This window comes from Phaeobacter sp. HF9A, assembly GCF_011806385.1.
In the GTDB taxonomy this organism is placed as follows: domain Bacteria; phylum Pseudomonadota; class Alphaproteobacteria; order Rhodobacterales; family Rhodobacteraceae; genus Epibacterium.
In genome coordinates, this window is the sequence record NZ_JAATOX010000012.1 from 25,456 (window position 1) to 51,192 (window position 25,737).

Consider the following 25,737-nt stretch of genomic DNA (forward strand, 5'->3'; position numbering starts at 1 on the left):
TCAGTATTCCAGCGCCATGCCGCCAAAGGACACGCCCGCAGATGTGCCCAGGAACAAGAGCTTGTCGCCCGCGTGAATGCGCCCCTCCCGGCGCGCCATATCCAGCACAAAGGGGATCGAGGCGGCGATCTGGTTGCCATAGTCGCGGGTGATATCCATCACGATGCTCGGATCAAACCCCGTCTGGCGGATCATATGCGCCAAAGCCGCCGGGCTGGCCTGATGCGGCACCACCAGGCTGACCTCGTCGCGGGTCCAGCCCGCGCGGTCGAGCAAATCTGTCACGAAGCCGCCGAATTTCTGCGCTGCGAGGCGGAACAGCGGCTTGCCCTCCATCTGAAACAGCGCGTGCCGGGCAAAACGCTCAGGATCGCGGGCGAAGTCGAACCTTGTGCCACCGGCGGCCAGCGCGCAGGCGTCATAAAGCGACGGATAGCTGCGCATCAATGTGGCTTTCAGCGTGCCGCCAGCCTCGGCTGAACCGGTAACGACCGCCGCCGCCGCGCCATCGCCAAACAGCGCTGCCACCTCCGGGTCCTGCTGCCAGGGCAAGGCGCGCGAGGCGACCTCGGAGGAGAACACCAGCGCCCTCTGAACCTCGCCGCAGGTAATCATACGCGCCGCCGTGCCAAAGGCCGTGAGGAAGCTGAGGCAGGTGCTGTTGACGTCAAAAGCCTGCGCCATGCCATCCGCAATGCCAAGCCGCGACATGACCAATGGCGCTGTGGCCGGGATCGGCTGATAGGGAACCGCGCATCCCGCCAGAACCAGATCAATGTCGCTGGCCGCCAGCCCCGCATCGCGCAGGGCAGCCTCGGCTGCCGCCACCGCGAGATCAATCTGGCTCTCTTCCTCGCAGACATAGCGCTGCGCCACGCCGACCGCTGCGGAGAGTTGCCCACAGGGCAGGCCAAGTGCGTCCTCATACTCTGCTGTCGTGCGGCAGGTATGGGGCAGGGCCCGCCCCGTGCCTGCGATCTTAATCCGCATGAACGATATCCTATGGGAGTGCGCCACCCCGCCGATGCGGATCATGGCTGGCCCCCTCAAAATGTTGGACCGTTATCGGTCTTGGGAAAATGCCCTGTCAAGTCGGGGTGGTCGCGCATTTCATCTATACGAGCATTGTCGGCATCTTTCATCAATGGCTGGCGACCAGCGATGCCGACCGCATGATGCAGACGATTGACGATCTGATCCTGGCGGCGCGGGGCATGGCCCGCGTGGTTGGCGGCAGGCCGCTGGCTTGCAACTCATGGACGAAATCCCGGCTCTTGATCTCTTGTGGTGGTGCCATAATTGTGCAACTGATCGCGCTGTCGGTTTCCTTCGGGAATGAAAAGGGAATCCGTTCTGGCCTTGGCCAGAAAACGGAACTGCCCCCGCAACTGTAGGCGGCGAGTGCCTCTCTGCATGCCACTGGGATACCCCGGGAAGGCGAGAGGTGTGACGACCCGTCAGTCAGGAGACCTGCCGACAAGAGTGAAACCACGACCGGACGGGGTGTGCCGCGGCGGGAAACCTGATGCGGCCATTTCGCCGCCCTCCGTTTCGCGTCTTGTCCCTGATGGTCCTATTATCTGACGGGATGGATTGGATGAGACTGAGTATTTTGACGGCCGCGCTGCTGGCCGGTGCGACACTGCCCCTGCATGCGCAGGACACGGACTACCCCCTGACACTGATGAACTGCGGCGTCGAGGTCAGTTTTGACGCCGCGCCGGACAGCGCCGTGACCATCGGCCAATCCGCGACAGAGATCCTCTATTCCCTTGGCCTTGCGCCCAAGGTCTCGGGCACCGCCGTCTGGTTCAACCCGGTTCTGCCGGAATACGCCGAAATCAACGCGGGGATCGAGCGTCTGGCCGACAATGACCCCAGCTTTGAAAGCGTGGTCGCCAAGCGCCCCGGGCTGGTTGCGGTGCAATATGAATGGCACGTCGGCGAAAACGGCATCGTCGGCACGCGGGAGATGTTCGGCGATCTGGGCATCCCGACCTATATCCTGCCCGCCGATTGTGACACCAAGGACAACTCCACCGGCGGTGACGGAACCCGCATCGGTGCCTTCGAGACGGGCTCGGTCTATAAGGGCATCCGGGAGCTGGCGGAGATTTTCGACGTGAGCGCCGCGGGCGAGGCCCTGGTTGCAAAGCTGCAAGCCACCGAGAGCGCGGCGATCACCCGGGCCGAAAGCCTGGATCTGCCGGAAGATCTCTCGGCGCTGTTCTGGTTCTCCTCTGCCGATCTTGAAATCGACCCCTATGTCGCCGGGCGGCTCGGCGCGCCAGGTTACATGATGTCAAAGCTGGGGATCGAGAACGTCATCCAGTCCGATGAAGAATGGCCGACGGTCGGATGGGAAAGCATCGCCCGCGCCGATCCTGATATTCTCGTCATCGCCTATATGGACCGCCGCCGTTTTCCGGCGGATGATGTGGAGAAAAAGCTCGAATTCCTGCGCAGCGACCCCGTCACCAGTCAGATGACCGCCGTGCGCGAAGGACGGATCGTGCAGATGGACGCCCATGCAATGAGCGCGACGATGCGGTCGATCTATGGGCTGCAAACCCTGTCCGAGGCGCTCGCGGAGATGTCTTTCAAATGACCATGGTGGCCGTGCCCACCCGCATTGAGGCAAGGCGCAGCATCTGGCTGGCGCCTTGCCTTCTGGGGCTGACGATCCTGGCCGGGACCGCCATTGGCGAGACCCGGCTGCCGTTTGAGACGGTGCTGCAGACGCTGGCGAACCACCTTTGGGGTGCGGGCTATGCGGTGGATGGCATTGATGCCGGGATCATCTGGAGCTATCGCCTGCCGCGCGCCATCGTGGCGGCCTGCTGTGGCGCGGGGCTGGCGCTGACCGGCGTCGTTCTGCAAGCGCTGCTGCGCAATCCGCTGGCAGATCCCTATCTGATGGGCCTCTCGGCGGGCGCCTCGACCGGCGCGGTTCTTGTGACCGTCGCGGGCGTGGGAGGCGGCGCGGTCTCCATGTCGCTCGGCGCCCTGAGCGGGGCGCTGCTCGCCTTCGGCTGCGTTGTGCTTCTCGCCCATGCGGTGAGCGGCGGCGCAGGCGGCGGACGCGCGGCCCAGTCCGCCGCCGCGATCATCCTCGCCGGGATCGCCGGCTCGCAGATGTTCAACGCGCTCACTGCCTTCACCATTGCCCGTTCGGCCAATGCCGAGCAGGCCCGCAGCATCATGTTCTGGCTCATGGGCAACCTCTCGGGCATCCGATGGGACGACGTGGGCCCCTGCGTGGCGGTTTCCCTGATGGGCGTGGCGCTCTGCCTGTGGCACCGGCGCGGGCTCGATGCCTTCACCTTTGGCGCGGACGGCGCAGCCTCGCTGGGTATCAACGTTCGGGTGCTGCGCGGCAGCCTGATTACCGCAACCGCAGTCATGGTCGGAGTGCTGGTGTCCAAGGTCGGTGCCATCGGCTTTGTCGGGCTTGTGGTGCCCCATGCCATGCGCTTTTTGGTGGGCACCCGTCACGACCGCCTGGTGCCGGCCTCAGCGCTGGCGGGCGCGGTGTTCCTGGTCGCCGCTGACGTGATCAGCCGCATTATCGTGCCGGGTCAGGTTCTGCCCATCGGGGTGGTGACCGCCCTTGTGGGCGCGCCGGCCTTCGCGCTGATCCTTGTGCGGGGGGCGCGGACATGAGGATCGAAGTGCAGCAGCTGTCGGCAAAGATCCACCGCACCCCGCTCTTGAAGGCTATTTCCCTCGCTATCGAGAGCGGCGAACTCTTTGGCCTCGTTGGACCCAACGGGTCGGGCAAGTCCACCCTGATGCGCTGCCTTGCCGGGCTGCAACGTCCTGCCGCGGGTCGCGTTCTTGCAGATGACAGCGACCTTGCGCGGATGCCTGCCCGGCAACGCGCCCGCCGGATTGCGCTGGTCGCGCAGCAGGCCGACACCACGGAGCGTCTGACGGTTCGCCAAGCGGTGGAACTGGGCCGCACGCCCTATCTCTCGCCGTTGCGGGGGTGGGGGCAGGCGGATGGCGCCGCCGTCGAGCGCGCGCTTGCCACGGTAGAGATGACCGGTTTCGCCGACCGCCTTTGGCACACGCTTTCAGGCGGCGAGCGCCAGCGCGTCCACATCGCCCGCGCCCTTGCCCAGGACCCAGAGCTGCTGCTTCTGGATGAGCCGACCAATCACCTCGACATCCGCCACCAGCTTTCCCTGATGGCGGTGGTGCGGGAGCTGCCGATCACGCGCATCGTTGCATTGCACGATCTGAACCAGGCCGCCGTTTGCGACCGGGTCGGGGTGATGCGGGGGGGACGGCTTGTGGCCGCAGGCCCGCCGCACGAGGTGCTGAACGAGGCCCTCTTGGCCGAGGTTTTTGGCGTTGCCGCAACCCGTCACGCGGCGCCGGATGGCACGCCGCGGCTTCATTTTTCACATGCTTTGTAAAGGATTGCTCATGCGCCTGTTTGCTTGTCTTCTGACCCTGCTGCCTGTTGTCGGGCTGGCTGAAACCCATGAGGTGAACATGCTCACCCGCGGCGAAACCGGTGCGATGGTTTATGAACCCGGCTATCTGGAGATCGCGCCCGGTGACACGGTTCGCTTTCTGCCTGTTCAGGGCGGGCATAACGCGGCCTCCATTCCCGAGATGCTGCCAGAGGGCGCCGCGCGGTTCATCGGCAAAATCGACGAGGAAATCGCGGTGACCTTCGATGTCGAGGGGCGCTATGGTGTCAAATGTTCTCCGCATTATGCCATGGGGATGGTGATGATCATTGATGTCGGCGAGGTCGATCCCTCCGTGCCGCTCCCAGAGGCGCTGCCGCGTCGCGCGCGGGAGCGGATGGCAATATTGCTGGCTCAATGAGGATGTCCCCCAGCAACAGGCGTTTGAGCGGGGAGCGGAATTTTCCTGCAACGGGCCTGATGACGCGTCCGATGGGCGGAACGTGTTGACTGGCTGCCCTGCGGTGTCGCGACATTGCGCCGATGCGCGTTACCCAGCCCGTTGCTGGGTGGACCCAGACCAGCTTGTGGTGAAAGCGTGCGGTGGCTTCCAGCGGATCGTAGGTGCCGTTCAAGCGCCTCGCGCAAGAGCGTTGCGGCGGGCAGGCCTGCGGCCTCAGCCTTGGCGCGCAGTTCGGCTTTCTCAGCCGCCGTGCAACGGAAGACGAAGGTCTCCGTCAGCAGCTCCTTTGCGCGGGCTTTTCCCGCGCCGGTGGGGTTCGAAGGGGAGGCTTGCCGCCCCTCGTAAGGTCCCGTGGGGGCCGCTGTGGCCCCGGTACCCCGGCCACCGTGGCCCCCGTCTCGATATCGGGCTCGGCGGTCAGTTCCAGCGCCTGAACCTTGGCCAGATCGATCCGGTAAACGACGGTGAAACCGTTCTTGTAGCCCCGCGCGCCGGTCTCGACCAGAATACCTTCCTTCAGGAACTCCCGGATCGTCCGCTTGACCGTGGTCTCGCCGAGCTCGGTGTGCCGTTGGATTGTTCCCTTGGAACACCAGATGCCCGAACCATCGTCCGAGGCCTTGTCCGCCAGGAACATGATGATCTGCTTGCGCGTGGCACTGCCGAACTTCCGTTCGGCGCACGCGTTCGCCACCCGCCAGCTCATCGGACCGTCCCGAAAGGCGCGCAGACGTGCGAATTTTGTACAGGTTTTGTACGAGACTTCACCCGTTTCAGGCGAATTTCGCGCGAAAGCTCGCGGGGATTTCTGCACGCTTCTGCGCAATGCCCTGTAAATAAACCATATTTTTCAGGTGGTTTTGGTGACCCCGGCAGGATTCGAACCTGCAACCTGCCCCTTAGGAGGGGGCTGCTCTATCCAGTTGAGCCACGGGGCCACGCGTAGTGGCGATAGCAAATCGGCACCCTGACCACAAGCGCGGCTTGATCCGTGCATGGGTCATTGTGTCCCTATGCGAGACTGGCTAACCTCTACTGGACAAAGTTAAAGAGGCCAAGCACGTGACCAATGACAACAAGCGTCCGTTGACGCTGCGCGATGTTTCCGACGCCACCGGCGTATCCGAGATGACTGTCAGCCGTGTCTTGCGCAACCGGGGGGATGTTTCGGAAAAAACCCGCCAAAAGGTGCTCGAAGCGGCCAAAGCGCTTGGCTATGTGCCAAACAAGATCGCGGGCGCCCTGGCCTCCAAGCGGGTCAACCTGGTGGCGGTCATCATTCCGTCGCTGTCAAACATGGTCTTTCCCGAGGTGCTGACCGGGATCAACCGCGTGCTGGAGAACACCGAATTGCAGCCGGTGGTCGGGGTGACGGACTATCAGCCGGAAAAAGAGGAAAAGGTCCTTTATGAGATGCTCTCCTGGCGGCCATCCGGGGTGATCATCGCAGGGCTGGAGCATACCGATGCGGCGCGGGCGATGCTGGCGGCCTCGGGGATTCCGGTGGTGGAAATCATGGATACCGATGGCAATCCCGTGGACGCGATGGTGGGGATTTCGCATCGCCGCGCCGGGCGGGAGATGGCGAAGGCGATCCTGAAAGCGGGATACAGCCATATCGGCTTTATGGGCACCAAGATGCCGCTCGACCATCGTGCGCGCAAACGGTTTGAAGGCTTCACCGAGGCGCTGGCCAAAGAAGGGGTGGAGATCGAGGATCGCGAATTCTACTCCGGTGGTTCTGCGCTGGCCAAGGGGCGCGAGATGACGCAGGCGATGCTGGAACGCTCGCCGGATCTGGATTTCCTGTATTATTCCAACGATATGATCGGTGCGGGCGGGCTGCTCTATCTGCTGGATCAGGGTATTGAGGTGCCCGGCCAGATTGGCTTGGCCGGCTTTAACGGGGTCGAGCTTTTGGCGGGCCTGCCGCGGCAATTGGCGACGATGGATGCCTGCCGTACCGAAATCGGCATGAAGGCCGCCCAGATTATCGCGGCGCAGCTGGAAGACCCGGATGCGGTGGCGGAAAAGCACGTCACGCTGACTCCGACGATCACCTATGGCGATACGCTGAAGCGGCGGGTCTAGGGCGTTAGCCCCAGACCCTGAGCTTAGATCCGTTTGCCAAGGGCAGGGGCCGCCTGATCCAGCGCCATTTCGCTGCGGGAAAACCGAATGGGCGTGCGCAGCCCTTCGATGCCTTCGGGGGCGATGCGCAGACCGCGCGCGGTGATCTGGGGTTCGTTCAAGGCTTCGGCGACCGAATTGATCGGACCTCCGGGCACTTTGGCTGTGTCCAGTGCCGCGATGAGCGCCGCTTTGCTCCAGCGGGAGGTCTTGTCAGCGATCCTGTCGCAAAGATCGACCCGGTTCTCCACTCGCGCGGGGTTGGTGGCAAAAGCCGGATCCTGCTCCAGCCCGTCGAGCCCCAGCACCTGCACCAGCGCGGCGAATTGCCGGTCGTTGCCGCAGGCGATGATCAAATGGCCGTCGGAGGTGGGAAAAACCTGATAGGGCACGATGTTGGGGTGGCTGTTGCCAAGCCGGGTTGGCTCTAGGCCGCCGAGCAGGAAATTGCTGGCCTGGTTCGCCAGCACCCCGACGCCACAATCCAGAAGCGACAGATCCACATGCTGACCCAGGCCCGAGCGCGCACGTTCGGCCAATGCGGTCTGGATGCCGATCACGCCATAGAGGCCGGTAAAGATGTCGATCCAGGCGACGCCAACCTTTTGCGGCTCGCCCTCCGGCGCGCCGGTAAGATCCATGATGCCGCACATGCCCTGAATCAGGAAATCATAGCCGGGCTGGCTGGCGCGGGGGCCGTCCTGACCAAAGCCGGTGACCGAGGCATAGACCAGACGCGGGTTGAGCTCAGAGAGACTCTCGTAATCAAGACCGAATTTCGCCAGGCCGCCGACCTTGAAGTTTTCGACCAGCACATCGGCCCCGGCGATCAGCTCCTTGAGGCGGGCCAGATCTTCGGGGTTGCTGAAATCGCAGGTGACCGAGGATTTGCCCCGATTGGCGGCGTGAAAATAGGCGGCAACGGTTTCGGTGCCGCCCTCCGGCAGGGGGCGCTCGATAAAGGGCGGCCCCCAGCGGCGGGTGTCGTCGCCCTCCGGGGCTTCGACCTTGATCACCTCGGCACCGAGATCGGCCAGCGTCTGACCGATCCAGGGACCGGCCAGAATGCGTGCCAGCTCGATCACTTTCAAGCCGTGCAGGGGAGCGTTGCTCTGCGTCATGGATCAGGCGAAGGCCTGAAGGCCGGTGATGGCACGGCCCAGGATCAGCGCGTGCACGTCATGGGTGCCTTCATAGGTGTTCACCGTCTCCAGGTTCTGCGCATGGCGCATCACGTGGTATTCGATCTGGATGCCGTTGCCGCCGTGCATGTCGCGGGATTGACGCGCGATATCGAGCGCCTTGCCGCAGTTGTTGCGCTTGATGAGCGAGATCATTTCAGGCGCGAATTGACCCTCATCCATCAGCCGCCCGACGCGCAGGCTCGCTTGCAGGCCCAGGGCGATTTCGGTTTCCATATCCGCCAGTTTTTTCTGATACAGCTGGGTGGCGGCGAGGGGGCGGTTGAACTGTTTGCGATCCAGCCCGTATTGGCGGCTGCGATGCAGGCAGTCCTCGGCGGCGCCCATCACGCCCCAGGAAATGCCATAGCGCGCGCGGTTCAGACAGCCAAAGGGGCCGCTCATGCCTTCGACGTTGGGCAGCAGCGCATCTTCGCCGACCTCCACATCGTCCATCACGATCTCGCCGGTGATCGAGGCGCGCAGGGAGAGCTTGCCGTCGATTTTCGGCGCGCTGAGGCCCTTCATGCCCTTTTCCAGCACAAAGCCACGCACCTTGCCGCCATGGGCTTCGGATTTGGCCCAGATGACAAAGACATCGGCGATCGGGGCGTTGGAGATCCACATTTTCGCGCCGCGCAGCACATAGCCGCCGTCGGTCTTGATGGCGCGGGTCTTCATGCCGCCCGGGTCAGAGCCCGCATCGGGTTCGGTGAGGCCAAAGCAGCCGATATATTCACCGCTGGCCAGTTTGGGCAGATATTTCATCTTCTGCTCTTCGGAGCCATAGGCGTAGATCGGGAACATCACCAGCGAGGATTGCACCGACATCATCGAACGATAACCGCTGTCCACGCGCTCGACCTCGCGCGCGACCAGGCCGTAGGACACATAGGATGCGCCAACGCCACCGTATTGTTCCGGCACCGTCACACCCAAGAGCCCCTGCGCGCCCATTTCGCGAAAGATTTCCGGGTCGGTTTGCTCGTTGAGGTAAGCGTCGCGCACCCGGGGCAGCAGGCGATCCTGCGCATAGGCCTTGGCCGCGTCAGAGATCATGCGCTCCTCGTCGGAGAGCTGCGCGGAGAGGGCAAAGGGATCTTCCCAATTATAGGCTACACCTTTGTGAGAGGATGTGGACATCGCGGCAGTCTCCATTGATTTTTGAAATTTCAGCGATTGTATGCATGGATATCGCCGATAAAAAGCGGTATTTCTGCATTTAATCATGTAGAAAATGTATGAATGCGACAGCGACGTTTCCTTCCCTCGATCAAGCTCCTGATGGCACTGGATGCGGTGGTGCGGCATCGGTCGGTGACGGCTGCGGCGGCAGAGCTGAACCTGACCCAAAGCACCGTGAGCCGGTTGATCCTGACGCTGGAGGCGCAGCTGGGGCAGGATTTGTTCACCCGTGAGCGGCGACGGCTGATCCCGAATGCGGCGGCGCTGCGCTATCAGCAGGACGTGGCGCGGGCGCTCGACATGGTGCATCGGGCGTCGATGTCGCTTGTCACCAACCCCGAGAGCGGCACCGTGTCGCTGGCGGTTTTGCCCACCTTTGCAACCAGATGGCTGGGGCCGCGGCTGGGAGCATTCTTCAATGCCCATCCCGGGGTTGGCATCAACATGTCCACCCGCATCGGCCATGTGGATTTCACGAACGAGCCCTTTGACGCCGCGATCTACTTTGGGCTGGGCGATTGGGATGGGGTCAATCATCTCAAGCTGCTGGATGAAACGGTGACGGCCTGCGTCTCGCCCGACTATGGCAGGCAGCATCGGCTGGAGCGGTTGGAGGATCTGGCGGAGCTGCCCCGCTTGCATCTGGAAAGCCGGACAACCGCCTGGGCCGATTGGTATGCCGCGCAGGGCGGCGAGATCACGACGGCGGGCGGCATGCTGATGGATCAGTTTTCGATGATGATACAGGTGGCGATTTCCGGTCTGGGGATCGCGCTGTTGCCGGACTATCTGGCACAGATCGAGATCGCAGAAGGGCGGCTGGTGCCGGTGCTGACTGAGGCGGTTCCCGTCCGGGGTGCCTATTGGCTCGCCTGGCCAAAGGACAAAGATGCGGATGCGCCCCTGCGCGCCTTTCGGAGCTGGGTCTCCGGTCAGGCGTCTATGCCAGCATGAGGGCAGGCCGGATCAGGCGGGCAAGACGTAGCGATGCTGCGCATAAAGCGCTTCGGCGGCGCGGCGGACCACCTCGGCGATATCGCGCAGCTGCGGGGCGAGGGGGCTGGTCTTGCGCCAGACCATGCCAATGGTGCGCCCGGGCTCTTCGCCGGAAAAGCGCGCCAGCGACACCGGGGCGGAGCGTGTCTCGACCGGGATCGCCATTTCGGGAATGATCGTGACACCGATCCCCGCGCCGACCATCTGCACCAGCGTCGAGAGCGAACTGCCGTCCAGCCCTGCCTGGGGCATTGATGGGCGAAGGTTGCAAAAGGAAACCGCCTGGTCGCGAAAACAATGGCCCTCTTCCAGCAAGAGCAGCTTCATCTCGCGCAGCCCTTCGGGAGAGGGCACCGGCGCCTGCGCATCCGCCGCGCTGCGCACCAGCACGAATTTCTCGTCAAAGAGCGCGGTCTCCACCAGCCCCGGTTCCGAGACGGGCAGGGCGACGATGGCGGCGTCCAGCCTGCCGTCCAGCAGTTCGATAATCAGCTTTTGCGTCAGGGTTTCGCGGATATGCACATCAAGGCCGCTATATTCGCTATGCAGCTGATGGATGAGCGTCGGCAGCAAATAGGGCGCGATGGTGGGAATAACTCCCATGCGCAAGCGGCTGATCATGCGATCCCGCGCCAGCCGCGCCAGATCGCCAAGCTCATCCACCGCGCGCAGGATGTCGCGGGCGCGTTCGGCGAAATCCTGCCCAAAGCCTGTCAGCCGCACCTGCCGCGCACTACGTTCAAACAACACGATGCCGAGGCTTTCTTCCAGCTCCTTGATCTGCACCGACAGCGCAGGCTGGGAAATGGCACAGGCATCGGCGGCACGCCCAAAATGGCCGTGACGGGTCAGGGCCTCGAAATAGCGGAGTTGTTTGAATGTAATGTTGACCATAGCTTTTTCTTATCGCAATCATCAAAAAATGCAACTTAGAATAATTCTCAAACCTTGCTAACGTCACCAGCGGAAGCGGTCGGGATTCGCTGTTACACCGGCGAGCGGCAAGACGTTTCAAACCATTCAAACAGTCCCCACCACGGACGATTTCTGGAGGAAGACATGGACGGACAAGATATGGGCGCAGGCGGCTGCCCGTTTTCCGGCGCAAACACCAGCAAGGGGCGTCGCTCCAACCGCGATTGGTGGCCCAATCAGCTGAACCTCGCGATTCTGCACCAGCATCAGGCTCGCCAGAACCCGCTGGGCGAAGATTTTGACTATGCCGAGGCGTTCAAGAGCCTGGATCTGGACGCGGTCAAAAAAGACCTGATGGCGATGATGACCCTGAGCCAGGACTGGTGGCCGGCGGACTACGGTCACTATGGCGGCTTCATGATCCGTATGGCCTGGCACTCTGCCGGGACCTACCGCACCGCAGACGGTCGCGGTGGCGCCTCCACCGGCACGCAGCGCTTTGCGCCGCTGAACTCCTGGCCCGACAACGGCAACCTCGACAAAGCCCGCATGCTCCTGTGGCCGATCAAGAAGAAATACGGCAACGCGCTGTCCTGGGCTGACCTGATCATCCTGGCCGGCAACTGCGCCATCGAATCCATGGGGCTGAAGCCCTTTGGTTTTGGCGGTGGCCGTGCCGACGTCTGGGAGCCCGAGGAAGACATCTACTGGGGGGCCGAAACCGAATGGCTGGCCGGGTCTGGCAATCCGCACAGCCGCTATGCAGGCGAGCGCGACCTGGACAAGGGCGACGGCGGTGCAACCGCGCTGGAAAACCCGCTGGCCGCCGTGCAGATGGGTCTGATCTACGTGAACCCGGAAGGCCCGGACGGCAACCCGGATCCGGTGGCCTCCGGCAAGGACATCCGCGTGACTTTCGCCCGCATGGCGATGAACGACGAGGAAACCGTGGCGCTGGTCGCTGGCGGTCACACCTTCGGCAAGGCGCATGGCAACGGTCCCGCTGACAAGGTCGGCCCGGAACCCGAAGCCGCGCCGATCGAGGCAATGGGCCAGGGCTGGCTGTCCTCTCATGGCACTGGCAAGGGCGTGGACACCATCACCTCCGGCATCGAGGGCGCATGGACGCCGAACCCGACCCAATGGGATATGGGCTATTTCGACGTCCTGTTCGGTTACGAATGGGAACTGACCAAATCCCCGGCGGGCGCGCATATCTGGCACGCGGTGGACCTGAAAGAGGAAGATCACGCGCCTGAGGTGGACGGCTCCGGCAAGAAGGTTCCGATCATGATGACCACCGCCGATATGGCGATGCGGTTTGACCCGATCTATGGCCCGATCTCCAAGCGGTTCCACGAAAACCCGGAAGAGTTCGCCGAAGCCTTCAAGCGCGCCTGGTTCAAGCTGACACACCGCGATATGGGCCCCAAAGCCTGCTATCTTGGTGCGGACGTGCCCGCAGAGGACCTGATCTGGCAGGATCCGATCCCCGCGGTCGAACATATCTTGATCGACGATGCGGATGTTGCGGCCCTGAAGGCTGACATTCTGGCCACCGGTCTTTCGGTTCAGGATCTGGTCTATGTAGCGTGGTCCTCTGCCTCCACGTTCCGTGGCTCGGACAAACGCGGCGGTGCCAATGGCGCGCGCATCCGTCTGGCGCCGATGAACACCTGGGAAGCCAACGAGCCTGCGAAACTCTCCAAGGTGCTCGCGGCGCTGGAGGGCGTGCAATCGGCGTTCAACGCGTCGGCTTCTGGTGGCAAACAGGTTTCGCTTGCGGACCTGATCGTGCTGGCAGGTTCGGCCGCGGTCGAGAAATCCGCCAAGGACGCGGGCTTTGACATCACCGTGCCGTTCACGCCGGGTCGTGGCGATGCTACCGCCGAGCAAACCGACGTCGAGAGCTTCGAGCCGTTGGAGCCGAAAATCGACGGGTTCCGCAACTACGCCAGCGCCAAGTTCACTGTCTCCACCGAGGAGATGCTGGTGGACAAGGCGCAGCTGCTGACGCTCTCCGCACCGGAAATGACCGTGCTGGTGGGTGGTCTGCGGGCCATTGGGGCGACCTATGGCGACCGCGCAAATGGTGTCTTCACCGACCGCAAGGGCCAGCTGACCAATGACTTCTTTGTCAATGTGCTGGACCTGAACACCAAATGGACCGCCGCCGACGACAGCGAAGAGCTGTTCGAGGGTCGCGACGCATCTGGCGCGGTCAAATGGACCGGCACCCGTGCGGATCTGATCTTTGGTTCCAACTCGCAGCTGCGGGCGCTGTCCGAGGTCTATGCGCAGGATGACAACGCCGAGAAGTTCGTGAATGACTTCGTTGCGGCCTGGGTCAAGGTCATGGAGCTGGACCGCTTTGATCTGAAATAAGTCTTTCAGATCCTGAAGGCAAAGAAGGCGTCGCGGTGAGCGGCGCCTTTTTTCGTCTTGGGGGATCAGGGTGCGATGGCTTCAAACAGCGCAGCAGAGCCCAGCCCACCCGCTGCCGCAATTGCGGCAAGCGCAGGACCATCGGAGGGGCGCAGCGCGTGAAACAGCTTCACCGCGTGGATTGCACCGGAGGCTCCGACGGGATGGCCCTGCGCCAGTGCGCCCCCTGCCGGGTTGACGATCTCCTCGGCCAAATGTGCGCCCCGGATGCAGGCCAGCGTCTGCACCGCGAAAGCCTCCATGATTTCCGCCCGGTGCAGTGCTTTGGCGGATAGTCCGGCGCGCGACAGCACCTCCGCGATGGCGGGGATTGGGGCGAGGCCCGGCTGTTCCGGGTCGGCCCCCAGCGTGACGCCCTGCATCAGGCGCATCCCACCCCGGTTCAGCCGCCGCGCGAGGGTATCACTGACGATCACCACAAAGGCCGCCGCATCTGCCGCTACCGCCATGGTCGCGGCGGTGATATCGCCAAAAACACTTGGCGCTCTGGCACAATGGCGCGGGCTCAGCTCACGGGTGAACTGATCGTCGGTGATGGTATGAATCGGCACGATCTCGGCGCTGCGCGCCGTGGCAGCGGCCCGGGCCCATGCATGGCTGCGGATCGCCCAGTCGTCCTGCTCGGCACGGCTGATGCCCTGCGTTTGGGCCAGCGCGGCGGCGGCCTCTGCCATATCGGGGTCGCGTTCGGGCCAGGGGGTGAAGGGCGCCTGATCATAGGGTTCGGGCGTGCGGCCATCGGCAAAACGGTGGGCGCGCAGCGGGCGGCGGGAGTAGCTCTCGGCCCCGCCTGCGATCACCACGTCATGCACGCCCGCATCTACCAGCGCATGGCCCAGCAGGATCGCATCCAGCCCGCCCGCGCACTGGCGATCAATGCTCAACCCCGCGACGCGTTCGGGCAGATCTGCCGCCAGCGCCGCAATCCGCGCCGGGTTGCCGCCCCCGCCAAGCGCGTTGGAAAGGATCAGCTCGCCAACCTCATCGGTCCGCAATCCGGCATCCAACAGGCACGTTGTGATCACCGGCGCGGCGAGCTGATGTGGCTCTAATGCGGCGAATTTCCCGCCTTTTGGCACCACTGCACTGCGCCGCGCGGCGATGATCCGCGCCATTATGCACCCTCCCAGAGTTTTGCCAGCGCCCGCAAGTCGGGCTTGCCTGCGGCGAGCAGCGGGATCTTGTCGAGGCTGCGGATCTCCTTTGGCACCGCATGGGCGCCGATCTGGGTCCGGCAGAGCTGCCGTAAGTGCTGAGGATTGCAATCGCCCTGGACCACGGCCACGATCCGGTGTCCGCGCATGGGGTCCGGCAGGGCCAGCGCCACGGCGGCCTCGACCCCCTCGGCCTGCATCAACAGGCTTTCGATCTCTTCGGGAAAGACATTCTTGTCAGCGACGGTGACCATCCGGTTGCGCCGCCCCTTGGGGTAGAGGTTGCCCGCTGCATCCAGCCAGCCCATCTCGCCAATGCTGAGCCAGTCACCATCCCAGCGGGTCTCGGTGCTGCTGCCCTCGGCATAGCCGTCAAACAGATAGGGGCTGCGCAACCAGATCTCGCCCAGGCCCAGGGGGTCGGGATCGGCAATGCGGAGCTCGACCCCCGGATAGGGGCGCCCGACCGAGCCTGCCGGGGTCTCCGGTGTGGAAAGCGTGATATAGCTGGTCTCCGCCGCGCCGAAAATCTCCATCACTTGTGCATTTGGGCAGAGCCGGGCGAGGGCGTGACGGCTGGCCTCGTCCAGCTTGCCGCCGGAGGAAAAGATCAGACGCAGCTGCGGCAGATTGCGGTCATGGGCGGCCCTGAGCAGCAGCCGAAGCTGCGCCGGGGTGGCATAGAGAATGCTCGCCTCCAAAGCGCGCAACTGGGCAAGCTGAGAGCGCGGCGTCGCGCCTCCCAGCATCGCCAGATCGGCGCCGATGTGACAGGCGGCGACAGCGGCAAAGAGCGTCAGCGAATGCGAGAGGCTGCCAAGGGTGGCATAGGTATCGGCCCCCTTCAGGGCAAAAAGATCCCGATCCTGCTCAAAGCTGCGGATCCAGCTTTCAGGGCTGCGGCGAATGGTTTTGGCATAGCCGGTGGAGCCGGAGCTTTGGCAATAAAGCCATTGTTGCGGCTCTAATACAGGGGAAATGGGCGCATCCTCGGGCTTTGCCAGGATGGATGTTTCGCTTAGCAGCGCCTCTCGCAGCTCCGGCAGACCTGCAACATCGGGTGTCAGGAAACGGGTCTGCGGCGACAGCTGAAATCTGTTCTGGGTCGAGGTCATGCGCGCTCCGCCGCTTTCTGGTCGGCGATCAGCGTATCGCGGGGCCGGGTGAGAGAACAGGCCTCAGGTGAACTTGCGAAACAGCCGGGTGCGATCAAAGGCGGCTTCCAGCTCGTCGGTGCGCAGCTTTACGGTTTCCCAGTGCTGCTCCTGGATTTGGGCGATCATGCTTTCCACCAGCAAGAGCAGCGCAACGCCGGAATCCCAGGCCGAGGGCACCGTGATGCGCGCAGAAAACGTGTATTTCGCCACTTTCTGGATCGGCGAGCGCCATTGGTCGGTGAAGAGCACCACATCAACCCCGCGCTCATGCGCCATCTCGGCCAGCAGCAAGGTGGCGTTCTCGTATCGGCGGATGTCGAACAGAATCAGCGTGTCGCCGGGCAGGAGATCCAGCACCGAATGCGCCCAGGAGGCCCGTGGCGGGATCATGAAGACATCTTTTCGGATCATCTGGAGGTGCAGATAGAGCGATTGCGCCAATGTCCCGCTCAGCCGCCCGCCGGCGATATGCACGCGCCGGTTGGTATCCGCGAGAAGATCGCAGAGCGTGTCGAACTCCTCCAGGTTCACATTCTCCAGCGTGGCGCGGATGTTGTCATAGACCCCTATGGCAAAGCGATTGAGCATATGGGTCTCGGGCAGGGCGGGGGCCATTTCTGCCCGTTTTTCCACAGGGTTGGAGATAATCTCGTGCAGTTCCTCGCGCAGCGCATGCTGGAATTCGGGGTAGCCGGAAAAGCCGAGCTTTTGCACCATACGGGCAACGGTCGGGGTCGAAACCTGCGCCAGCTCCGCCAGCTCCGTAATGCTGCCGAGCCCGGGGATCGGATAATTGTCGAGGATCGCCGCCGAGAGTTGTCGCTCTGCCCGAGTCAGATCTTGTTCACGGGCCTTTAGCTTTTCGGCAATCGTCGGCATTCCGGTCTCCCTCTGCTCGATATTTATTCATATTATTACAGACGAGTGTTCGATGAAAGGATTTTTACAGAAAGTATATTGACAGAAGGCCGCTGGCTGAAGAGCATGCGACATATGCAACCGGATTCCTCTGCCTCGGGCTTCGGCCCCGCATTCGCCAAGACGCCCTCATCCCCAGATGCGGAGGTGATCGTCGTCTGTGAACATGCCGCCAACTGGATCCCGCCTGCGCTTGCGGATCTGGGTCTGGATGCGGCGACCCGTCAGAGCCATATCGCCTGGGATCCCGGCGCCCTCGCCGTTGCGCGCCGCCTGGCAGAGCGGTTCAGCGGGCCGATGGTGGAGGGCTGCATCTCGCGGCTTGTGTACGATCTGAACCGGCCGCCCTCGGCGCCTAGCGCGATCCCGACCAGGTCAGAGATTTTTGACGTTCCCGGCAACCACGACCTCTCGGACGCGGCGCGCGCGCAGCGGGTGGCGGCTGTGTACGAGCCGTTCCGCGCCGCTTTGGCGGAGGAAATCGTCCGCCGCAAAGACGCGCTGCGCCTGATGGTGACAGTGCATAGTTTCACCCCGGTCTATAAGGGCGAGCGCCGGGCGGTTGAACTTGGCCTCTTGCACGGCCGCGATGCGCGTTTCGCCACGGAAATGCTGGCCCGCAAGCCCGCGGATCTTGGCTGGGATGTACGCCTCAACGCGCCCTATAGCGCCAGCGACGGTGTTGCGCATACGCTGGATTTACACGGCTGTGACAATGGGCTGCTCAATGTCATGCTGGAAATCCGCAACGATCTGATTGCGACCGCCGCACAGCAGGACGCCTGGGCCGATGCCCTGGCCCCCTGGATCCGCGCCACTTTGAAGGAGGGCTTTGCATGATCAACGCCATGTTGGGATATGCCCGTGTCGTGGATGCGGTGAACTACCGGATTGGCCGGGTGATGATGTGGGGCCTGTTTGCGATGATGGGGGTCCTGCTGTGGTCCTCGATCTCCAAGACCTTTTTCCTGCCATCGCTCTGGACGCTGGAAATGGCGCAGTTTGCCATGGTGACCTATTATATCCTGGGCGGACCCTATTCGATCCAGCTGGGTTCCAACGTGCGGATGGACCTGTTCTACCACAGCTGGTCAACGCGGCGAAAAGCCTGGTTTGATGCCTTCACCGTATTGTTCCTGATCATCTATCTCGCGATCCTTTTTTACGGCGGGCTTGGCTCCACGGCCTATTCACTGGGCTATTGGGGCGACAATCCCTTTGCGTTTTTCTGGGGTTTGATCACTGGCGCTGAAGAGGTTGGCCATATGGAGCGCGCCTCCACCGCGTGGCGCCCCTTCATCTGGCCGATTAAATCCATCATGGTTTTGGGCTTCTTCCTGATGCTGCTTCAGGCCGTCTCCGAACTCTTCAAAGACATTGCCCGCCTCAACGGGCACGAGATTGCAAGCGAGCGTGACGCATGAACCAGGAATATATCGCCATCTTTATGTTCGCGTCGATGATGCTGATGCTCTTCACCGGGCAGCGGGTCTTTGGGGCGATCGGTGCTGTCGGAGCGATTGCGGCCATGCTGCTTTGGGGTGTCGGAGGCTATGACATCCCGTTCTCGGCAGCGATGAAGCTGATGAAATGGTATCCGCTGCTGACGCTGCCGATGTTCATCTTTATGGGCTATGTGCTGAGCGAAAGCCGCCTGGCCGATGACCTTTACAAGATGTTCCACGTCTGGATGGGGCCGATCAACGGCGGGCTGGCGATTGGCACCATCGGCCTGATGGTGCTGGTGTCGGCGATGAATGGCCTGTCTGTTGCGGGCATGGCGATCGGCGCCACCATCGCACTGCCGGAGCTGTTGAAGCGCGGCTATGACAAAACCATGGTCACCGGCGTGATTCAGGCGGGGTCCTCGCTCGGCATTCTGGTGCCGCCCTCGGTGGTGCTGGTGCTTTATGCGATGATTGCGCGTCAGCCCGTGGGCCAGCTTTGGCTCGCGGGGGTGATGCCGGGGCTGATGATGGCCGGATTGTTCATCATTTACATCTGGCTGCGCTGCAAAATCTCGCCCGATCTAGGCCCGGCGATGGAAGATGCCCATGAGGTCAGCCGTGCCGAAAAACTGCGCCTGCTCGGTGCCGGTGCGCTGCCCCTGCTGATCTTTGCCGCCATGATGGTGCCCTTTGTCAACGGCTGGACCTCGCTGGTGGAAAGCTCCGCCATCGGGGCGCTGACCGCCCTGGCGGCCTCGATCGCCAAGCGTCGGATGAGCTGGAAAATCTTTGAATCCTGCACCCGCAGCACGCTGGCGATTTCCTGCATGTTCATGTGGATCATTCTGGCCGCGCTGGGGTTTGGCGCGGTGTTTGATGGGCTCGGCGCGGTGAAGGCGATCGACAGCCTGTTTACCGATCAATGGGGCCTCAGCCCCTGGGTGATCCTGATCCTGATGCAGCTGTCCTTCATCATCATGGGAACCTTCCTTGATGATACCGCCATGCTGGTCATCGTTGCGCCGCTCTATGTGCCGCTGGTTGGCGAGCTGGGATTTGATCTGGTCTGGTATGGCATCCTCTATACGATCACCACGCAGATCGCCTATATGACCCCGCCCTTCGGCTATAACCTCTTTCTGATGCGGGCGATGGCCCCGCCCGAGATTTCGCTGATGGATATCTATCGCTCCATCGTGCCCTTTGTCGGCATTATGGTGGTGGCACTGGGGATCATCATGGTCTTTCCGCAAATCGCCCTTTGGCTGCCGGAGCTGGTCTATGGCAAGTGACCCCGCTCTCCTGACCCCATTGGGGGAGGACATCTGGATCGTTGATGGCCCCACCATTGACTTTTACAAGATCCCCTTTCCGACCCGGATGACCGTCATGCGGCTGCAAAACGGCGATCTGTTCTTGCATTCGCCCATCGCCTATACGCCGCAACTGGCCGCCGAGCTGGAGGCGCTGGGCCGGATCCGTCACCTGGTGTCGCCGAACTGGATTCACTATGCCTATATCGGCACCTGGGCAGAGCACTACCCGGAGGCCGTGAGCTGGGCCTCTCCCGGGGTGCGCGAGCGGGCCGAGAGCCGCAATGTTTCCATCGCCTTTGACCGGGATCTGGGCGAGGCCCCCGCGCCCGACTGGGCCGAGGAGATCGACCAGCTGATCGTTCGCGGCAGCAAGGCTCATACCGAGGTGGTGTTCTTTCACAAAAAGAGCCACACGCTGGTGCTGACAGATCTGATAGAGAATATGCATGGCGCCAGGCTGCCGCTCTGGGTGCGCCCCTTTGCGTGGCTGGCCGGCATCCTTGCACCAAACGGAAAAATGCCGCTGGACATCTGGATGTCCTTTGCCGGCAACCGGGACAAGCTCGGGGCCGCATTGGCCCGGATGCTCGACTGGGACCCCACGATCGTCGTGCTCGCGCATGGCGACATCCTTCGCGAGAATGCACCGCAACGGCTCCGGGAAGGATTCAGAGGGCTGGCGCCAACCCGGCACAGCCATTGAACAAAGTCCGACAGAGGAGACTGAAACATGACGACACGTCGTAACTTTCTAAAGACCACCGCATTGGGCGCCGCCGCGGCCCCGCTGGCAACACCGGCGCTGGCCTCCGGCAAAATCACCTGGCGGATGCAGACCTATGCCGGTCCCGCGCTTGCCGAACATGTGATCGACCCGGCGATCCAGATGTTCAACAAGATCGCGGGCGACCGGATGCAGATCGAGCTTTTCTATGCCGACCAACTGGTGCCCACCGGCGAATTGTTCCGGGCCATGCAGAAAGGCACCATCGACGCGGTGCAGTCGGATGATGACTCCATGGCCTCGCCCACCGAAGTCACCGTTTTTGGCGGCTACTTCCCCTTCGCGTCGCGCTATTCGCTCGATGTGCCGGTGCTGTTCAACCAGTATGGCCTGAACGAGATCTGGGACGCGGAATATTCCAAGGTCGGCGTCAAACATATCTCTGCCGGGTCCTGGGATCCCTGCCACTTTGCCACCAAAGAGCCGATCCGCAGCCTCGCGGACCTCAAGGGCAAGCGGGTTTTCACCTTCCCGACCGCTGGTCGCTTCCTCAGCCAGTTTGGCGTGGTGCCGGTCACCCTGCCGTGGGAAGACATCGAGGTTGCGGTGCAAACCGGCGAGCTGGACGGCATCGCCTGGTCCGGTATCACCGAAGATTATACCGTGGGCTGGGCCGATGTGACCAACTACTTCCTGACCAACAATATCTCCGGCGCATGGGCGGGCAGTTTCTTTGCCAATATGGATCGCTGGAACGAGCTGCCGGAAGATCTGCAAACCCTGTTCCGGGTCTGCACAGATCAATCCCATTATTACCGTCAGTGGTGGTATTGGGGCGGCGAAGCTTCCTTGCGCGTCAATGGCGACAAGATGCAGCTGACCTCCATCCCCGATGCGGAATGGCAGCAGGTAGAAGACGCCGCCGTGAAGTTCTGGGATGAAATCGCGGCGGAGTCCGAAACCAAGGCGAAGGTCGTCGAGATCTTCAAGAAGTATAACGCCGATATGGCCAAAGCAGGTCGCCCCTACCGCTACGGGTGACCCAGCGGGCCGGTCCGGGCCTTGGGCCCGAACCGGTCTTGATCAGCGACCGGCCCCGATGGGGCCGGTCACCGTTTAGGAACCCTTCCACTCTGACCAACCGGGGGACGTATCATGTCTGGCCTTCTCACTCTCGATGCGCTCAAAGCCGAAATGGAGCGCGGCACAATTGATACTGTTCTGGTTTGCATCGTCGATATGCAGGGCCGGCTGGCAGGCAAGCGGTTTCATGCGGAGGCTTTCCTAGAGATGGCCGAGGGCGAGACCCATTGCTGCAACTATTTGCTGGCCACCGATCTCGCGATGGCGACGCCCGATGGCTATGCCTCCACCAGTTGGCAGGCGGGCTACGGCGATTATATCATGAAGCCGGATCTGACGACCCTTCGGCCCGTAGCCTGGCTGGAAGGCACCGCAATGGTGCTCTGTGATGTGCTTGATCACCACCACCACGCGCCGGTGCCCCATTCCCCGCGCGAGATGCTGAAAAAGCAAATTGCCCGCTGTGCCGTGCTGGGCTTTACGCCGGTGATGGCCACCGAGCTGGAGTTTTTCCTGTTTCAGGGCACTCATGACGAGATCGCGCAAAACGGGTTCAAGCTGAAGCCGATCTCCACCTACAATGAAGACTACAGCATCTTCCAGACCTCCAAGGAAGAGCCGGTGATGCGTCCCATTCGCAACCATCTGCGCGCCATGGGGATTCCGGTCGAAGGCTCCAAGGGCGAGGCGGAGGCCGGTCAGGAAGAGCTGAACGTCAAATATGCCGAAGCGCTGGCGACCGCAGACCATCACACGCTGGCCAAACATGGCATCAAGGAAATCGCGCATCAGCAGGGCTATGCGGCCAGCTTCCTGCCGAAGTGGCATCAGGACCGTGTCGGCTCTGCCGCCCATGTGCATCAGTCGCTCTGGGCAGATGGCAAGAATGCGTTTTTTGATGAGGCCGCGCCCCTGGGCAAGTCCAGGCTGATGGATCACTATATGGCCGGGCTGCTGAAATACGCCGCCGACTACACCTATTTCATGGCGCCCTATATCAACAGCTACAAACGTTTTGCCAAGGGCACCTTTGCGCCGACGCAGGTGGTCTGGTCGGTGGACAATCGCACTGCGGCCTTCCGTCTTTGTGGTGAGGGCAGCAAGGCGGTGCGGGTGGAATGCCGGGTGCCGGGCTCTGATATGAACCCCTATCTGGCCCAGGCGGCGATGCTGGCGGCGGGGCTGAAGGGCATTGAAGAGCAGCTCGCGCTGTCTGCGCCCTTTAGCGGCGATGCCTATGCGGATGACGCAACACAGCATATCCCCCGCAGCCTGACGGAGGCGCGCGAGGCCTTGCTGGCCTCGGATATGCTGCGCGAGGCGATGGGCGATGAGGTCATCGCCCATTACGCCCGTGCCGCTGAGTGGGAAATTGAGGAGTTCGACCGCGTCGTGACCGATTACGAGATCGCGCGTGGATTGGAAAAAGCCTGACATGCCGATGGAGGCGGGGGCCAGCCCCCGCGCCCCCGGGATATTTTTGAAAAGATGAAAGCGTAGCGAGGTCGCGACAGGCGCCCTCCGAGGAGTTGGCCAATGGGCAAGACACTGAACTGTATTTCGCCGATCGACGGATCGGTCTTTGCAAGTCGCGAGACACTGACGCTGGAGGCGGCCCGCGCTGAGGTTGCGCAGGTCCGTGCGGCACAAAAAGCCTGGGCCGCACGCCCGCTGCAAGAGCGTATTGATCTGGTCATGGCTGGGGTTGCCGCCGTTGGCGCGATGAATGACGAGATCGTGCCGGAACTGGCCCATATGATGGGGCGCCCCGTGCGCTTTGGCGGAGAATTTGGCGGGTTCAACGAGCGTGCCAGCCATATGGCCGAGATCGCTGCAACGGCGCTGGCGGATATCGAGGTCGGCGAAGATGCGACCTTCAAACGCTACATCAAGCGCCTGCCGCATGGGGTGGTTTTTGTCGTCGCCCCCTGGAACTACCCCTATATGACCGCGATCAACACCGTTGCGCCGGCGCTGATCGCCGGCAATACCGTGGTACTCAAACATGCCACCCAGACCCTGCTGGTGGGCGAGCGCATGGCGCAGGCTTTCCATTCCGTGGGGGTGCCGGAGGATGTGTTCAGGAATGTTTTCCTGGATCACGACACCACATCGGCGCTGATTGCCGAGCGGGCGTTTGATTTTGTGAACTTTACCGGCTCCGTTGGCGGTGGTCAGGCGATGGAACGCGCGGCGGCGGGCACCTTTACCGGTGTCGGCACCGAGCTGGGCGGCAAGGATCCCGGCTATGTCATGGAAGACGCCGATCTGGATGCGGCGGTGGACACGCTGATCGACGGTGCCATGTTCAACTCGGGCCAGTGTTGCTGTGGGATCGAGCGGATCTACGTGCATGAGAGCCTTTACGACGCCTTTGTTGAAAAAGCTGTCGCGCTGGTCAACGGCTACAAACTGGGCAACCCGCTGGACGGTGAGGCCACCATCGGCCCGATGGCCAATGTGCGCTTTGCCCGGGAGGTGCGCGATCAGATCGACGAGGCGGTGGCGCAGGGCGCGGTGGCGCATATCGCGCCGATGGCGGCCGATGATGGCGGCGCCTATCTGACGCCGCAGATCCTGACCAATGTCACCCATGAGATGCGGGTGATGCGCGACGAGAGCTTTGGCCCGGTTGTGGGCATCATGAAGGTGTCCTCGGACGAGGAAGCCATTGTGCTAATGAACGACAGCGACTTCGGCCTCACGGCCTCGCTCTGGACGAAGGATCTGGAGCGTGCGCAGGCGGTGGGCGATCAAATCGAGACCGGCACTGTCTTTATGAACCGCGCTGATTACCTTGATCCCGGCTTGTGCTGGACCGGTTGCAAGAACACCGGGCGGGGTGGCGGTCTGTCTGTCATCGGCTATCAGAATCTGACACGGCCCAAGTCCTATCACCTGAAAAAAGTCACCGGCTGATGTTTCTCCCCGGACCCTGAGCGGTCCGGCATCCTTTCTGCGCCTTGCGTGGGCGCGATTTCACCTACTGGCCATTGCGCCAGCCACTTCACGAAAGGCACTGCTTATGTCTCTCATCGGAAATTGGTCCTATCCGACCGCTATCAAATTCGGCGCAGGCCGGATCAAGGAACTGGCCGAGGCCTGTGCCCAGGCGGGGATCAGCAAACCGCTCCTGGTTACCGACAAAGGGCTTGCGAGCTTGCCCGTCACCCAATCCACGCTGGATATCATGGAGGCCGCTGGCCTTGGCCGCGCGATGTTCTCCGAGGTGGATCCCAACCCGAACGAGAAAAATCTCGAAGCCGGTGTCGAGGCCTACAAGGCCGGTGGTCATGACGGCGTGATCGCCTTCGGCGGCGGTTCGGGGCTGGATCTGGGCAAGATGGTCGCCTTTATGGCCGGTCAAACCCGCCCGATCTGGGATTTTGAGGATATCGGCGATTGGTGGACCCGCGCCGATGCCGATGCGATCGCACCGATCATCGCGGTGCCGACCACCGCAGGTACCGGATCAGAGGTTGGTCGCGCCTCGGTGATCACCGATAGCGTGACGCATCAAAAGAAGATCATTTTCCACCCGAAGGTTCTGCCCTCGGTGGTGATCTGTGATCCCGAACTCACCGTCGGCATGCCGAAATTCATCACCGCAGGCACCGGCCTGGATGCCTTTGCCCATTGTGTCGAGGCGTTTTCCTCGCCGCATTATCACCCGATGTCGCAGGGCATCGCGCTGGAGGGGATGCGCCTGGTCAAGGAGTATCTGCCGCGTGCCTATGCCGATGGCAGTGACCTGGAAGCGCGGGCGCATATGATGTCGGCGGCGGCCATGGGGGCCACCGCATTCCAGAAAGGTCTCGGTGCGATCCATGCCATGAGTCACCCGATCGGGGCGCATTTCAACACCCACCACGGCACCACCAACGCGGTTTGCATGCCGGCGGTTCTGGCCTTCAACGCCAGCGCGATTTCCGACCGTTTTGACATGGCGGCGGCCTATCTCGGTATCGCGGGCGGCTTTGAGGGCTTTCAGAGCTTTGTGCAGGGGTTCAACGACAGTTTTGAGATCCCGCGCAAGCTCTCTGATCTTGGGGTCACCGAAGACGCGATCCCGGCATTGGTCAAGGATGCCCTCATCGACCCCAGCTGTGGCGGCAATCCGATCGAGCTGACCGAAGCAAATCTGACCGCGCTCTTTCAAGAGGCGCTCTAAACACCTTGAAGGTAAGAAAAGCCACGCCTG

At 62.4% G+C, this 25,737-nt stretch carries 23 protein-coding genes, 1 tRNA gene and 1 riboswitch; of the genes, 15 read left to right on the forward strand and 9 right to left on the reverse strand.

Going from position 1 to position 25,737, the window contains the following annotated elements; translation table 11 throughout:
* Window positions 1-990: a 3-oxoacyl-ACP synthase III family protein gene (locus HCZ87_RS03805; RefSeq protein WP_167642445.1), complete on the reverse strand. Its 990-nt coding sequence runs from the start codon at window positions 988-990 to the stop codon at window positions 1-3.
* Window positions 991-1,303: 313 nt separating this feature from the next.
* Window positions 1,304-1,493: riboswitch (cobalamin riboswitch) on the forward strand.
* Between the two features lie 104 nt (window positions 1,494-1,597).
* Between HCZ87_RS03805 and HCZ87_RS03810 the strand changes: the two genes are divergently transcribed.
* Genes HCZ87_RS03810 through HCZ87_RS03825 form a run of 4 tightly spaced genes read left to right on the forward strand, consistent with a single transcriptional unit; the run spans window position 1,598 to window position 4,842 of the window.
* Window positions 1,598-2,608 (forward strand): ABC transporter substrate-binding protein, encoded by a 1,011-nt coding sequence (locus HCZ87_RS03810; protein ID WP_167642446.1) that lies wholly within the window; start codon window positions 1,598-1,600, stop codon window positions 2,606-2,608.
* Between the two features lie 2 nt (window positions 2,609-2,610).
* A complete protein-coding gene (locus HCZ87_RS03815) occupies window positions 2,611-3,663 on the forward strand; it encodes an iron ABC transporter permease (protein WP_254868514.1) in 1,053 nt (350 codons plus the stop codon).
* Complete coding sequence (locus tag HCZ87_RS03820) at window positions 3,660-4,421, forward strand: ABC transporter ATP-binding protein (RefSeq protein ID WP_167642448.1); 762 nt, start codon at window positions 3,660-3,662, stop codon at window positions 4,419-4,421. Before HCZ87_RS03815 ends, HCZ87_RS03820 begins: the two co-directional genes overlap by 4 nt.
* A gap of 10 nt (window positions 4,422-4,431) precedes the next feature.
* Window positions 4,432-4,842, forward strand: a complete 411-nt coding sequence (locus HCZ87_RS03825; protein ID WP_167642449.1) for a pseudoazurin — start codon at window positions 4,432-4,434, stop codon at window positions 4,840-4,842.
* A gap of 316 nt (window positions 4,843-5,158) precedes the next feature.
* On the opposite strand, the gene HCZ87_RS03830 is transcribed toward HCZ87_RS03825, so the two are convergent.
* The gene (locus HCZ87_RS03830; protein WP_254868508.1) at window positions 5,159-5,590 is read right to left on the reverse strand and encodes a hypothetical protein; all 432 of its coding nucleotides are present in this window, start codon (window positions 5,588-5,590) and stop codon (window positions 5,159-5,161) included.
* Window positions 5,591-5,745: 155 nt separating this feature from the next.
* Window positions 5,746-5,822 (reverse strand) — tRNA-Arg (locus HCZ87_RS03835).
* Between the two features lie 124 nt (window positions 5,823-5,946).
* Here HCZ87_RS03835 and HCZ87_RS03840 point away from each other — a divergent pair.
* Window positions 5,947-6,975: a LacI family DNA-binding transcriptional regulator gene (locus HCZ87_RS03840; protein WP_167642450.1), complete on the forward strand. Its 1,029-nt coding sequence runs from the start codon at window positions 5,947-5,949 to the stop codon at window positions 6,973-6,975.
* Window positions 6,976-6,998: 23 nt separating this feature from the next.
* Here the strand turns inward: HCZ87_RS03840 and HCZ87_RS03845 are convergent, their stop codons facing one another.
* Together HCZ87_RS03845 and HCZ87_RS03850 are read right to left on the reverse strand one after the other, a co-directional pair.
* Window positions 6,999-8,135, reverse strand: coding sequence for a CaiB/BaiF CoA-transferase family protein (locus HCZ87_RS03845; RefSeq protein WP_167642451.1), 1,137 nt, complete (start codon window positions 8,133-8,135; stop codon window positions 6,999-7,001).
* 3 nt (window positions 8,136-8,138) lie between these two features.
* Window positions 8,139-9,338: an acyl-CoA dehydrogenase gene (locus HCZ87_RS03850; RefSeq protein ID WP_167642452.1), complete on the reverse strand. Its 1,200-nt coding sequence runs from the start codon at window positions 9,336-9,338 to the stop codon at window positions 8,139-8,141.
* Between the two features lie 102 nt (window positions 9,339-9,440).
* Between HCZ87_RS03850 and HCZ87_RS03855 the strand changes: the two genes are divergently transcribed.
* The gene (locus HCZ87_RS03855; RefSeq protein WP_167642453.1) at window positions 9,441-10,334 is read left to right on the forward strand and encodes a LysR family transcriptional regulator; all 894 of its coding nucleotides are present in this window, start codon (window positions 9,441-9,443) and stop codon (window positions 10,332-10,334) included.
* 12 nt (window positions 10,335-10,346) lie between these two features.
* Here the strand turns inward: HCZ87_RS03855 and HCZ87_RS03860 are convergent, their stop codons facing one another.
* The gene (locus tag HCZ87_RS03860; RefSeq protein WP_167642454.1) at window positions 10,347-11,270 is read right to left on the reverse strand and encodes a hydrogen peroxide-inducible genes activator; all 924 of its coding nucleotides are present in this window, start codon (window positions 11,268-11,270) and stop codon (window positions 10,347-10,349) included.
* A 165-nt stretch (window positions 11,271-11,435) separates the two neighbouring features.
* On the opposite strand from HCZ87_RS03860, the gene katG reads away from it, so the two are divergent.
* Window positions 11,436-13,676: a catalase/peroxidase HPI gene (katG, locus tag HCZ87_RS03865; RefSeq protein WP_167642455.1), complete on the forward strand. Its 2,241-nt coding sequence runs from the start codon at window positions 11,436-11,438 to the stop codon at window positions 13,674-13,676.
* Between the two features lie 65 nt (window positions 13,677-13,741).
* On the opposite strand, the gene HCZ87_RS03870 is transcribed toward katG, so the two are convergent.
* From HCZ87_RS03870 to HCZ87_RS03880, 3 genes are all read right to left on the reverse strand, one after another.
* Window positions 13,742-14,851: an acetyl-CoA C-acyltransferase gene (locus HCZ87_RS03870; RefSeq protein ID WP_167642456.1), complete on the reverse strand. Its 1,110-nt coding sequence runs from the start codon at window positions 14,849-14,851 to the stop codon at window positions 13,742-13,744.
* Entirely contained in the window at window positions 14,851-16,005 is a 1,155-nt protein-coding gene (locus tag HCZ87_RS03875) for an AMP-binding protein (RefSeq protein WP_167642457.1), read from the reverse strand. Before HCZ87_RS03875 ends, HCZ87_RS03870 begins: the two co-directional genes overlap by 1 nt.
* A 63-nt stretch (window positions 16,006-16,068) precedes the next feature.
* On the reverse strand, window positions 16,069-16,926 hold the full coding sequence (locus HCZ87_RS03880; protein WP_167642458.1) for a MurR/RpiR family transcriptional regulator: 858 nt from the start codon (window positions 16,924-16,926) through the stop codon (window positions 16,069-16,071).
* Between the two features lie 114 nt (window positions 16,927-17,040).
* Here HCZ87_RS03880 and HCZ87_RS03885 point away from each other — a divergent pair, with 114 nt between their 5' ends.
* The 8 genes from HCZ87_RS03885 (at window position 17,041) to HCZ87_RS03920 (ending at window position 25,707) form a co-directional block, all read left to right on the forward strand.
* Window positions 17,041-17,805 (forward strand): N-formylglutamate amidohydrolase, encoded by a 765-nt coding sequence (locus HCZ87_RS03885; protein WP_167642459.1) that lies wholly within the window; start codon window positions 17,041-17,043, stop codon window positions 17,803-17,805.
* Window positions 17,802-18,389 carry a TRAP transporter small permease subunit gene (locus tag HCZ87_RS03890; protein ID WP_167642460.1) on the forward strand — a complete coding sequence of 196 codons (588 nt, stop codon included), beginning with the start codon at window positions 17,802-17,804 and terminating at the stop codon, window positions 18,387-18,389. Before HCZ87_RS03885 ends, HCZ87_RS03890 begins: the two co-directional genes overlap by 4 nt.
* Window positions 18,386-19,705 (forward strand): TRAP transporter large permease subunit, encoded by a 1,320-nt coding sequence (locus tag HCZ87_RS03895; RefSeq protein WP_167642461.1) that lies wholly within the window; start codon window positions 18,386-18,388, stop codon window positions 19,703-19,705. The genes HCZ87_RS03890 and HCZ87_RS03895 overlap by 4 nt, the downstream gene beginning before the upstream one ends.
* Entirely contained in the window at window positions 19,695-20,432 is a 738-nt protein-coding gene (locus HCZ87_RS03900; protein ID WP_167642462.1) for a DUF4336 domain-containing protein, read from the forward strand. The genes HCZ87_RS03895 and HCZ87_RS03900 overlap by 11 nt, the downstream gene beginning before the upstream one ends.
* A 27-nt stretch (window positions 20,433-20,459) precedes the next feature.
* Window positions 20,460-21,494, forward strand: a complete 1,035-nt coding sequence (locus HCZ87_RS03905; RefSeq protein WP_167642463.1) for a TRAP transporter substrate-binding protein — start codon at window positions 20,460-20,462, stop codon at window positions 21,492-21,494.
* 114 nt (window positions 21,495-21,608) lie between these two features.
* The gene (locus tag HCZ87_RS03910; protein WP_167642464.1) at window positions 21,609-22,970 is read left to right on the forward strand and encodes a glutamine synthetase family protein; all 1,362 of its coding nucleotides are present in this window, start codon (window positions 21,609-21,611) and stop codon (window positions 22,968-22,970) included.
* 102 nt (window positions 22,971-23,072) lie between these two features.
* Window positions 23,073-24,455, forward strand: coding sequence for an aldehyde dehydrogenase family protein (locus tag HCZ87_RS03915; protein ID WP_167642465.1), 1,383 nt, complete (start codon window positions 23,073-23,075; stop codon window positions 24,453-24,455).
* A 106-nt stretch (window positions 24,456-24,561) separates the two neighbouring features.
* Window positions 24,562-25,707: an iron-containing alcohol dehydrogenase gene (locus tag HCZ87_RS03920; RefSeq protein WP_167642466.1), complete on the forward strand. Its 1,146-nt coding sequence runs from the start codon at window positions 24,562-24,564 to the stop codon at window positions 25,705-25,707.
* Window positions 25,708-25,737 lie beyond the last annotated feature (30 nt).